8 protein-coding genes are annotated in these 11,653 nt (G+C 68.1%); 6 read left to right on the top strand and 2 right to left on the bottom strand.

The window, feature by feature from the left end:
* The 3 genes from NNL39_RS00240 (at position 1) to NNL39_RS00230 (ending at position 5,457) form a co-directional block, all read left to right on the top strand.
* Complete coding sequence (locus NNL39_RS00240) at positions 1-2,226, top strand: 3'-5' exonuclease (protein WP_255159720.1); 2,226 nt, start codon at positions 1-3, stop codon at positions 2,224-2,226.
* 427 nt (positions 2,227-2,653) lie between these two features.
* The gene (locus tag NNL39_RS00235) at positions 2,654-4,189 is read left to right on the top strand and encodes a DUF2130 domain-containing protein (RefSeq protein ID WP_255159719.1); all 1,536 of its coding nucleotides are present in this window, start codon (positions 2,654-2,656) and stop codon (positions 4,187-4,189) included.
* Positions 4,190-4,248: 59 nt separating this feature from the next.
* Complete coding sequence (locus NNL39_RS00230) at positions 4,249-5,457, top strand: hypothetical protein (protein ID WP_255159718.1); 1,209 nt, start codon at positions 4,249-4,251, stop codon at positions 5,455-5,457.
* An 83-nt stretch (positions 5,458-5,540) separates the two neighbouring features.
* On the opposite strand, the gene NNL39_RS00225 is transcribed toward NNL39_RS00230, so the two are convergent.
* On the bottom strand, positions 5,541-7,115 hold the full coding sequence (locus NNL39_RS00225; RefSeq protein WP_255159717.1) for an SIR2 family NAD-dependent protein deacylase: 1,575 nt from the start codon (positions 7,113-7,115) through the stop codon (positions 5,541-5,543).
* A 160-nt stretch (positions 7,116-7,275) separates the two neighbouring features.
* On the opposite strand from NNL39_RS00225, the gene NNL39_RS00220 reads away from it, so the two are divergent.
* The 3 genes from NNL39_RS00220 (at position 7,276) to NNL39_RS00210 (ending at position 10,532) form a co-directional block, all read left to right on the top strand.
* On the top strand, positions 7,276-8,187 hold the full coding sequence (locus NNL39_RS00220) for an ARPP-1 family domain-containing protein (RefSeq protein ID WP_255159716.1): 912 nt from the start codon (positions 7,276-7,278) through the stop codon (positions 8,185-8,187).
* Positions 8,188-8,340: 153 nt separating this feature from the next.
* Positions 8,341-9,849: an ADP-ribosylglycohydrolase family protein gene (locus tag NNL39_RS00215; protein ID WP_255159715.1), complete on the top strand. Its 1,509-nt coding sequence runs from the start codon at positions 8,341-8,343 to the stop codon at positions 9,847-9,849.
* The gene (locus tag NNL39_RS00210) at positions 9,846-10,532 is read left to right on the top strand and encodes a vWA domain-containing protein (protein WP_255159714.1); all 687 of its coding nucleotides are present in this window, start codon (positions 9,846-9,848) and stop codon (positions 10,530-10,532) included. Before NNL39_RS00215 ends, NNL39_RS00210 begins: the two co-directional genes overlap by 4 nt.
* Here NNL39_RS00210 and NNL39_RS00205 read toward each other — a convergent pair.
* Positions 10,529-11,542 carry an NUDIX hydrolase gene (locus NNL39_RS00205; protein WP_255159713.1) on the bottom strand — a complete coding sequence of 338 codons (1,014 nt, stop codon included), beginning with the start codon at positions 11,540-11,542 and terminating at the stop codon, positions 10,529-10,531. The two genes, NNL39_RS00210 and NNL39_RS00205, sit on opposite strands and share 4 nt — an antisense overlap.
* Positions 11,543-11,653: the final 111 nt, after the last annotated feature.

Raw genomic sequence — 11,653 nt, 5'->3', positions numbered from 1 at the left:
ATGCCCAACGTCCAGTTTGCGAAGGTCAGAGAGCCTCGGCACGACGCCGCTGTCAAGGCGAAGATCTTCACCTTCGTGCAGAAACTCACGGAAGACGACACCACGGCGGCTTTGCATATCGAGCCCATGCAACAGGCTGCTGACTCGCGTGCGCGAACAGGCCGCGTTGATCAGTTCTGGCGAGCGGTGCTGTACCGGATTGATACGCCCACGGCTGGGACGACTTATGTGTACGCCGGAACGTGGCCGCACGATCAGGCGATCGAGCGTGCGCGCACCCGCGCGTTGCGCATTAATCCAGTAACCGGCGTCATCGAGTTCTACGAAGCGATTGGAGAAGGCGGCGGGGCGCAAGGCGTCCCAACAGCCTCGCCCTCCTTGCCTGCGCCTGCGCCGAAGAAGGAGTCGTATCTCGGTACGAACGGCTATCTTCGCCCCGAACTCGAGGCCCTCCTCGGCTTCGACCCGGCGGTAGCGGACGCGCTCTACGCGGCGACGTCCGACGACGAGCTTTTGGCGATCAGCGAGAACCGTGAGAACGAGTGGGAGCGCCTCGCGATTCTGGGCCTCGCAGTGCTGGACACGATCGATAAGATCCGTGCCGACCTGAGGCTCGACCATCAGGAGGACGTGCCCGATGACGCCAGCGACGACGAGCGGCTGCAGAAGGGGCTTGAACACCCCGCTGCCAAAATGCAGTTCACCTTTATTGATAACGACGAAGAGCTGCGTCGTGTCATCGAGGGCGAAGACTTCGGCGCATGGCGAGTCTTCCTGCACCCGGAACAGCGCGAGTACGCCACGAAGTCGCGCAACGGCGCGTTCCGCCTGACGGGCGGAGCCGGCACCGGCAAGACCGTCGTCCTTCTTCACCGAGCCCGGCACCTCCACCGAGCCAACGTGACCGGCCGTGTGATTCTGACAACCTTCAACCGTTCGCTCGCCGAGGCGCTCAAGCGCGACCTCGAGCGCCTGGATGGGTCGATCGTGCGCGTCGAGAAGCTGGGCGAGGCGGGCGTGCTGGTGCGTGGTGTCGATCAACTCGCGGCAGCAGTGCGCGACCAAGCGGGAGCTGCCTTCTGGGCGAGCGCGGAGGCTGTATATGGTTCTCCCATCGAGCCGCGCAATCCGTTCGACGGAAACCAGGAGACCTCGTTCTGGCAAAGCGCAATTGACTCGGCTGGTCAGTCGCTTCCGCCGCAGCTTCAGTCACCTGCCTTCTTTGAAGGTGAGTATCTGCACGTCGTCCTTTCACAGTCGATCACTACACGCGAGCAGTACTTCACCGCCCGTCGACCCGGCCGTGGTGTCGCTCTCGACCGTCGGAAGCGTGCGGACGTGTGGACGGTCATCGAGGCGTACCGCCAGGCGACCTCGCTGGCCGGCAAGATGAGCTTCGCGGAGTTGGCGGCGGTCGCCACTGCCACCCTGAATGCGGGAGCCATGGACGGCGCGCCCGCCGACCACCTACTCGTGGATGAGGGTCAGGACTTGTCGCCTCTGCACTGGGGGCTGCTTCGAGCTCTGGTTGCTGAGGGGCCGGACGATCTCTTCATTGCCGAGGACTCGCACCAGCGCATCTACGGCCAGCGTGTCGTGCTGTCGCGTCACGGCATTGCGATTCGTGGTCGGTCGCGCCGCCTGACCCTCAATTACCGCACGACACAGCAGAACCTCGGCTTCGCCATGAGTGTGCTGGAGGGTGGTGAGTACCTCGACGTCGAGGAAGGTCAGGAAGAGGTCAACGGCTATCGATCTTCCCGTCGCGGCCCGGCACCTCTTCTGGTTGGGAATCCCAACGCGACTGCCCAGTACGAGACAGTCGCGGCCACGGTACGCGGCTGGATCGAGGAGGGCGTACCTCCACAGAACATCGCCATCCTCGCGCGCACAAACAGCCGACGAGATGCCGTCAAGACGGCGCTCGCCGAGCGCGGCGTCACCGTCTCGGCCGTCATTTCGGGAGAAGGCCAGGGTGCGAGCCCGGTCGTCATGACGATGCACAACGCGAAGGGCCAAGAGTTCTCCCGCGTCGTGCTCTTCGACGTCTCCGAGGGGCAGATGCCCGCACCGTGGGCTCTCGACCAGGCGGCGCCCGAAGAGCGGGACGACGTGCTGTTGCGAGAGCGCTCGCTGCTCTACGTGGCGGCGAGCCGCGCCCGCGACGAGCTCGTCATAACGTGGGGGGGGGAACCCTCAGTGTTGCTCAGCGGGTCCTGGAGCTAACGCGAGTTGCCGGTGCTTCGAAGCGATGCCGATAAACCGTTGCACTCGGTTGACGTCAGGAGGCAGTGAAGTTGGTGGGCGAAGAAGGGAACGCGACTCTGGGGACGCTGCAGAGTCTTGTTGCGGCCAGGTTCTATATCGTGACGAGGCAGCGGAACGCATGGCACTCAACCACTAGTAACGACTACCAAGGTCCGACGAGCCTCGCGGCCTCGTTCTGGGATGCCCGAATGGCTGCGGAACGCTGGCGCACCCAGGGCTCTCAGTTCACCATCCAGGAGATTCCCGGCCTCGTGTTCGGCGGTGAGTCGGCCCGCTATGCGCTAGTTGACTTCCACAACAACAATTCATTTGAGGCATGGGTGGGCAAGCCGTCTAAGTACCTGAAGGTTGGAACTCCCCTTCAGAAGGTGATTGACGGCTTCACGTGGTGGTTCTCGTTAGAAAACTGGCGGCCCTTCAAGCCGGCGAGCTCCTCCCTCGTATTGAGGGCGTTGAGAGACGACGAGCAGCCGGAGCGCGCCACCCCCGGCCACAGTTTTCGAGCGTGGTCGTCGGTTTTCTACGGGCCCGACACCTTCATCTCGTGGCACGAACACCCCGGCCGCCATCGATCAACCGGAACAATCCGCATCGTGAGGTCTTTCCAGCGAGCGAACCGCGTGACGCAAGAGGAGTCGTGATGCACGAGATCATCTGCCCCCACTGCGGCAAGTCCTTCACGATCGACGAGGCCGGATACGCCGACATTCTGAAGCAGGTTCGCGACGGCGACTTCGAGAAGCAGCTGAACGAGCGGCTCGAGCTCGCAGAGCGCGACAAGAAGCAGGAGTTGAAGCTGGCGCAGGCACGCGCCGAGGCCGAGCGGGCGAAGCTGCTCAGCGAGCTCGAACAGGCGAAGGCCGAGACGACATCCGCGGTTGAGTTGGCCGAGGCCAAGCTGGCCGCAAAGCTCCAGGACCAGCTGGCCGAGAAGGCTGCGGAGGTCGAGAGGCTGAAGGCGAGCATCCAGGCGTCAGATCAGGCGAAGCAGCTGGCCGTGATCGAAGCGACCACGCGCGTCGAGAAAGAGCGCGACCGGCTCAAGGCCGACCTTGAGATGGCTGAAGCGCAGAAGGCGCTCGGCGAGAAGGCGCTGCAAGACAAGTACGAGACGCAAATCAAAGATCGCGACGATGCGATCGAGCGACTCAAAGACATGAAGGCGCGGCTGTCGACCAAGATGGTCGGCGAGACGCTCGAGCAGCACTGCGAGACCGAGTTCAACCGCATACGCGCCACGGCGTTTCCGAAGGCGTACTTCGAGAAAGACAACGACGCGCGGTCGGGCAGCAAGGGTGACTACATCTTTCGGGATAGCGATGACGCCGGCACCGAGATCGTGTCGATCATGTTCGAGATGAAGAACGAGAACGATGGCACGGCCACCAAGAAGAAGAACGAAGACTTCTTGCGCGAGCTCGATAGGGACCGTACCGAGAAGGGCTGCGAGTACGCGGTGCTCGTGTCGCTGCTCGAGCCCGAGAGCGAGCTCTACAACAGCGGAATCGTCGACGTCTCGCACCGGTACCCGAAGATGTATGTGGTGCGTCCGCAGTTCTTCATTCCGATCATCACGGTGCTGCGCAATGCGGCGCTGGGGTCGCTGCAGTACAAGCAAGAGTTGGCGTTGGTGAAGGCGCAGAACGTCGACATCACCCATTTCGAGAGCGACCTCGAGACTTTCAAGACCGGATTCGCGCGCAACTACGACCTCGCCTCGCGCAAGTTTCAGGAGGCGATCGCCGAGATCGACAAGTCGATCGACCGGCTTCAGAAGGCGAAGGATGCCCTGCTCGGGTCGGAGCGCCAGTTGCGCCTCGCCAACGACAAGGCGCAAGACGTGAGTATCAAGAAGTTGACGCGGGGGAACCCGACGATGGCGGCGAAGTTCGCTGCGTTGGATGACGGTAGCGACTCGTAGAGTGGTGAACGACCCTCAAGGCCGAGACCAGGGTGGACCGTTGAAGCGAGGAGCGCCCCATGACCAACAATGAAGAAGTCGCTGTACAACGGTTCGTTGCGGACGGCTCGGAGATTGCCGTGTTCGAGTTCCAGGGGCGCATTCGCGACCTCATGGTGTCGAGCCTGACGACGAGCCTGCTGACCACCGGTAGCTACACGGATGACGGGAAGGCGATCTCACCGCACGGTGTGATGTCGATGGTCGCGGCAGGATCGGCTGCAGGCGGTACCGCGCTGTCGGCAGCGTTCTCAGGGTCTCTCTTCATGGCGACGGCCAATCCGGCGACCCTCATGACGATCGGCAACGGCGTCGGCTCTGCGGTCATGGGCGCCGGCGGAATCGTCGCTCAGGCTCCGTTCATCGCTGTCGCCAGTTCGATCCCCGTCGTCGCGCCGCTGATGGCGATGCAAGCAATGACTACCGTGATGATGTTGCAGCAGTTCGACAAGATGGACCGCAAGCTGGATGCCATCAAGGGTGCGCTTGACACCGCAATCGCGCGCGCAGAGGCGACGCACGCCGGTGAGCTGGCAGCCGCATCCGTCATCGTCGATGAGGTCTACCGTCAGTACAACGCCGCGGGGAGCTTCTCGAACGACATGCTGATTCGAATGGCCCTGGCCGAGCACGATATTCGACGCCTGACCGAGCGATTCAGGTACTTGGTCGACGGCTTCCAGGTCGCGAACGTCGACGACATCGAGAGCGTGCAACGCGCGAACTATGACGCCCACAGCGCCATGCTCGCGTCGTTCCTCGACGTTCGTATCGCCTATCTCCGCGTCTGTGTTGACATGCAAGAGAACCCCAAGTCGATGTCCTCTTCGGTGGAGCAGCTCAAGTCGAAGATCAGGGATGGCGTCGAGTTCTGGAAGCAGCTCGTGCAGCGCTCCGACGGCGTGCGCAGCGCCATCTCGGAGAGAGAGAAGCAACTCAACGACATGAACTGGGTTGCGCGCTCTATGCCGGAATTCATCGGTGGCAAGGGGGCCGCGGCCGAGCGCAACCTGACTGCGCTGAAGGCCGCTTACGTGTCGACGCTGGAGGGGGAGATGATCATCATGAAGGGGTTCGACTCGTTGATTCAGTCGACCCAGGAGACACTCGTCGCGCTGGAGAACCCGCAAGCCAATGCCGCGTCCTCTCCCGTGATGGTCTACTGGAAGGACGAGTCGGGAGAGCACTCCTTCGCAACGGAGAGGCTTCACTTGGCGCAGGCTGCGTAGATCACTCGAGGGGCCCGGACTCGACCGCTCCGTGCTGCCCTAGAGCGAGATGGGCCGTTTTCGGGCTCTCTCGTCCTGGGCCTTCAATTGCTGCTCGACGGTGAGTAGGTGCGGCCCGACGCTGCCTCGAGCGCGAGCATTAGCTCGCGCACCCGCAACTCCTCCGCACTGAGCCCCTCCTCGTACTCGGGCAACCGCAAGTAACTCTCCGAGTCGATCGAGTAGGCCGCAAGAGCGTCGAGGAAGAGTTCGAGGGTGCGCGCGGCGCGCGGCAGGGCATCCGGGCTGAAGCGCTCGGCGAGCATCGGCACGACCGTCAGCGACCCGCCCCACAGACCATCGCTCAGCGGGTCGGCGAAGAGGGTGAGTGCCGTCGCCGAGGCCTCGGTGCTGCCGACTGCGCGCTTCACGTCGTGCAGAATCTCGTGGAAGTGGTCGTCGGCCAGTCCGAACCCGACGAAGAGCAGGTGGCGGGTCAGCAGGTTCGCCTTGACGATCGCCGTCAGCGCCGAGCGGTCGGACGCGAAGCCGAGGTAGTCGTCGCGCGTCAGCACGATCGACCCGGGGTGGTCTGCCGAGCCATGCAGCTTCAGCAGCCAGCGGTCGCCGAGGTCGGAGGCGGCAGCGGCGTCGGCGCCCTCGACGTCGGTGCGCGCGGGGGTGCCGCCGCCGGTGAGAACGCGGCGCGCGCGCCCGGCGGCTGTGCTTGCGCGCTCAAACAGGGTGTCGTAGTTGAGCGTGATCGCCTGCTCGTCGGCCGTCGCGGCGAGAAGGGCGGGTGCGAGGCCGTAGCGCGGGCGCTGCACAAGGGCGGCCACCGCCGACCGGAAGTCGAGGCCGGCCTCGTCGAAGCGCCGGGCGAGGTACGTCGCCTGGTCGAGCTCTCCGAGCCTGCCCGCGAAGAGAGCATCGCGGGTCTCGGCGTCGAGCTCGATCATGTCGGCGAGGTCGGTGAGCAGGCGCGACCAGCTCGGGGCGCCGGCCGACATGCTCACGCCGGCCCCCATGAACGGCACCATGCGGTCGGCGAGCGCGTGGCGGGCGAGAAGCTGCGCGCGTTCGAGGAGGCGCGGTGCGACGGCCGCCCAGCTGTCGGTGGCGGTGGTGCGACGACGCTGTTGGGCGAGCGCGGCATCCGGCTCGGTGCGCAGCACGAGCGCCACGTCGACCCCGCACGCGATCGCCGCCGACCGCGCTTCGTCGAGCACGGTGTCGATGATGGCGGTACGGCGCAGACCGCCGCCGCCGCCCGCGCTCGAGAACAGCGGCATCGCCACGAGCGGCAGCGCTCGTCGTTGGCCTGATCCGATGACCGATTCGCGATGGCTGGGGATCGCGGCCGCCGCCGCCTCGACGAAGGCACGGATGCGCGGCCGCAACTCATCGACCGACGAGTAGCCCTGCAACGGAACCGCGGTCAGCACGCGCAGGGGAGCGTGCTCGTCGGTGCTGTTGGGGCCGAGGGCGTGGGCAAGCGCCTTGCCGCGACGGAAGGCGTCTAGCTCGGGCCGGGCGGCGAGCTCGCGGTGCTCGGGAACGACCGCGTGCCAGTGCTCACGCACGCTGAGCCGCGCATCCGTCGGAATCATGATCGCGTCGCACGCGAGCTGCGTGAGGTCGCCGTGCACGACGAAGACGTGGGGTCGATCAGGGGCCATGAGGGCACTCTACGCAGGGGCGACACGCCGGGGGAGTCGCGAGCGTGTTGGAACAGCGCGAATCAGCGCTAACCATCTGTTACAGTCTATTTGAGCGAAAGCGCGACAAGTCGGAACCCACCGCCCCGCACATCGCTCGCCACCCACCCGGAGGCCCCTCATGCACACCACGATCCCCGCCCTCCACGTCGGCCAGGGCACCCACCACGCCGGCCTCACCATCTTCCCGGTCTGGGTCGACGCCCCGCGCATCGGCATGCTCGACTGGGCTCCCGCGTCCCTCCGCATCGCCGAGCGCGCGGACGGCGCCGCCGTCGACACCCTCGAGGCCGAGAACCTCGCCGACCGCTCGCTCGTCGCCCTCGAGGGCGACCTGCTCGAGGGCGGCTGGCAGAACCGCATGCTCGCCCGCAGCATGGTGCTCGCTCCGCGTGAGCGCCGCGCGCTGCCGGCGCTGTGCGTCGAGCAGGGCCGCTGGGGCGGCGGAACCGAGCACACCGCGGGCGGCCGCCGCGCCTCGCTCGTCGTGCGCTACGGCGACGAGGCCGCCCAGCACCGCGTCTCTGACGAGTTCGAGCGGCACGACCGGCAGTCGCGCGTCTGGCACCGCATCGACGCGATCGAGCAGCGCCTCGGCCGCAGCGAGACGCGCTCGTTCACCCACCAGCTCGATCGGCAGAGCATCCGTGTGCCCCGCATGATCGACGGCCAGCGCGGCGTCATCATCGGCATCGGCGGGCGCATCATGGGCCTCGAACTGTTCTGCTCGGGCTCGGGGCTGCGCTCGCGCTACGCCGGCATCGTGCAGTCCGCGGCGGTGGATGCCCGGCTCGCCGACCCCGTCGCCACCCCCGCCGAGCGGGCTCGCGCCTTCGTCCGCGCCCTGCAGGGCCGACGCCTGCACGGAGGAGAGGCGGGCGAGCGCTGGTTCGAAGTCGCCCGCGACGACGACCGCATCGCCGCCACCGGGCTCGGGGTGCGGGTCGCCGGGGGCGCCGCCGGCCCGACCGATCGCGGCCTGCTGCACCTCACCGCCCTCGACCGCGTGCACCCGCTTCTCGCCGCCGTCTGACCTGTGACGGAGTGTCTTCAGGCTGATGTGTCGTCGATGTCACATGACAACAGCGGCACATCGCCACTCGCGAGCCGGCCACCCCGGCGTACGTGAGCGAACCCGTCAATGTCAGCCCTCACGCTTACTGTTCGAGAACCCCAAGGAGACCGCATGACCCCTTCCTCTTCCCCTCGCCCGACCGTCTCGACCGACCGCGCTGCTGGCGTGCTGCTCGGCCTCGCCGCTGGCGACGCCCTCGGCGCCGGCTACGAGTTCGGCGACCCGCTGCCCGACGACGCCGTCGTGGGCATGATCGGCGGGGGCGGGTTCGGCTGGGCGCCGGGGGAGTGGACCGACGACACATCCATGGCCGTGCCAATCTCTCAGGCCGCCGCGCGAGGAGCCGACCTGCGCGACGCGGCCGTGCTCGACGAGATCGTTGCCGCCTGGATCACCTGGGCCCGCACGGCCGCCGACGTCGGCGTGCAGACCCGCGCCGTGCTCGCCGAGGCCGAGTGCACCGGCGGCACCGCGGCCGCCGCGCGCGCCGCCGCCCAGGCCATGCACAAGCGCACCGGCCGATCGGCCGGCAACGGATCGCTCATGCGCACCGCGCCCGTCGCCCTCGCATATCTGCACGACGCGGATGCCGCCGCAGAAGCCGCCCGTGCCCTCAGTTCGCTCACCCACTGGGACGACGACGCCGGCGACGCCTGCGTGCTCTGGACCCTCGCCATCCGCCACGCGGTTCTCACCGGCGACCTGGATGCTCGCATCGGCCTGCCCGCCCTCCCCGCCGCGCGGCGCGAGCGTTGGGTCGCACTGCTCGAGGATGCTGAGCAGCGCCAGCCGCGCGACTTCACCCGCAACGGCTGGGTCGTCGAAGCGCTGCAGGGGGCGTGGTCGAGCATCCACGGAGCGGTCGCCGCGCACCCCGATGGTGCTGCCCTCCGCGGCGGGACTGCGCTGGTTGAGGGGCTCGAGCGCGCCGTGCGCGGCGGCCGCGACACCGACACGGTCGCCGCTATCGCCGGAGGGCTGCTCGGCGCCGCGTTCGGCGCGAGCGCCGTGCCGAGCGCCTGGCGACGGGTGCTGCACGGGCACCCCGGCCTTCGCGCGCACGACCTCGTCGCGCTCGGCGCGCTGGCCGCGCGCGGCGGCGAGCCCGACGACACCGGCTGGCCGACCGGCGCGCGCATGGAGTACGTCGACTGGTACCCCGAGCGCTCGCTCACCCCGCATCCGCACGACCCCGGAGTGCTGCTCGGCTCGATCGTCGACCTCGACGAGTCGCCCGCCGACGCGGTCGTGTCGCTCTGCCGCATCGGGACTGACCAGCGCCGGGCGACCGACCACGTCGAGGTGTGGCTCATCGACCGCGACGAGCCCGAGGCGAACCCGAACCTCGACCTCGTGCTGCGCGACACGGTCGACGTGATCGCCGCCCTGCGCGCTGAGGGCAAGACCGTGCTGCTGCACTGCGTCGCCGCCCAGAGCCGCACGCCCTCCGTCGCCGCGCTCTATGCGGCGCTGCACCGCGGCGTGCCGGTCGAGCAGGCGCTCGCCGACGTCGTGGCGGCGCTCCCCGCCGCGTCGCCGAAGCGCTTCCTGCGCGAGGCCCTCACTCGCATCACCGATCAGGCCGCACGCGCGGCCACTGAAAGCACGGAGGCATCATGACCGACCCCACCTACACCGCCCTGCTGCTCATCATCGACCGCAGCGGATCGATGCAGACCATCCGCGACGACATGGTCGGCGGGCTCGAGAGCCTGCTCGCCCAGCAGGCTGCCCTGCCCGGCCGACTGACCGTCGATATCGTCGCGTTCGACGACGTCGTCGAGCACCAGGCGACCTTCGCCGACCCCGCGTCGGTGCGCGTGCAACTCGAGCCCCGCGGCATGACCGCGCTGCTGGATGCTCTCGGCGACTCGCTCGAAGGCTTCCGCTCGGCGCTCTCGGCCATGCCCGTGCACGCGCAGCCCGCGACCGTGCAGGTCGTCGTCGTCACCGACGGGCATGAGAACGCCAGCCGGCGCTGGACGGGCGAGCGCGTCAACCGGCTCATCACCGGGCTCGCCGACGAGCTGGGCTGGAACTTCGTCTACCTCGGTGCGGGGCAAGACGCCATCGCGGTCGGCCGCGACCTCGGGTTCGACCCTGGCAGCTCGATGGCGTGGGATGCCGATGCCGACGCCGTGCTCGCGAGCAGCGCCTCGCTCGGCCGCTACCTCACCGACGTTCGCGCGGGGTCGAAGAAGGAGTTCGACCGCAGCGAGCGCGTCATGGCCGCACCCAGCCGCGGGGCCGCCGACGCCGACCGGGTAAGCGCCGACAAGGGAGATGCCGAGCCGGGCGCCTAGAACCGCACGATCGACAGCTCGCGGCCGGCGGGGCCGTGCAGGGAGATCGATTGCAGCTGGGCATCCGGGCCGATGCGGTTCTCGGCGCGCTCGTAGGTGGTGACGAGCGCGCGGAAGGTCCAGAGCGCGGACCCCTCGTCGGCGAGCACCCGCGCGACCACGCCCGCCGGCCCGCGGTCGAGGCGGATCGTGTGCCGGGCATCCGTCGGCAGCTGATCGAGGGGCAGCCAGGCGTCGAGCGAGCGCGCCCGCGTCGACTGCGTCAGCAGCCGGTCGGCGGGCACCTCGTCGCTGCGCGAGCGCGAGGTGCGGCGCGCGCCCGTGCGCACGGCCTCCTCGTGCTTGCGGCGGCGGGCCGCGACCTCGTCGGCCGTCGGCTTGCGGAACAGCCGCGACGGCTTGCCGACCGTGCCCGAGGTGTACTCGCCGGTCTCGACGAGCAGCGGCTCCATCATGCGGCGGAAGGTGTCACGCTGCGGTGTCGACGGGTCGACGGCCGTGTGCAGCAGCAGCAGCTCGCGCAAGGTGAAGGCGGGCGGCATGAGGTTCCAGGGGTCGGGCATCGTCGCGTAGTCGGTGCGGATGCGCTCGACGGCGATCGCCAGGATGCGCGCGTGGTCGAAGTCGAGCGGGTCGGCGAGGTCGATCGGCACGCCCGCGTCGGCCGGCAGGCGCTCGGCGGGCAGCGCCATTGCGTGGGCGACCGAGAGCACCCAGCCGCGATCGTCGCGGTGCGGTTCGTCGAACACCTGCAGCTGCCGTGGCTCGCCGCCCCCGATGCCCGCCTTCGCGGCGAGTGATCGCCGCACCGCGTCGACGAGGCGCTCGCCCTCGTGCAGGAACGTGCCGGGAAGGCGTCGACGTCCGTCGCGGCCCTCGACGAGCACGACGCACAGCTCGTCGCCGCGCACCGTGAAGACCGCGGTGTCGACGGCGACCGAGGGGCGCGGGTAGTCGATCAGCGGCCGGTCGATCGGGGTTCGTTCGTGCGGCGCGTGCTCAGCATCCATGGTCATATTCTCGCACGATCGCGCTAAATGGCGGACTGACCTCAGGGGTGTGTGCCGAGCCCATGTCGGCGGTGCGCGCTAACGTGCGGTCGACCTGATGGACGGCGCTGT

The sequence above is a fragment of the Microcella humidisoli genome (genome assembly GCF_024362325.1).
In the GTDB taxonomy this organism is placed as follows: domain Bacteria; phylum Actinomycetota; class Actinomycetes; order Actinomycetales; family Microbacteriaceae; genus Microcella; species Microcella humidisoli.
The sequence above is the reverse complement of the archived record's forward strand: the minus strand, read 5'-3'. Positions and strand labels throughout refer to the sequence as shown.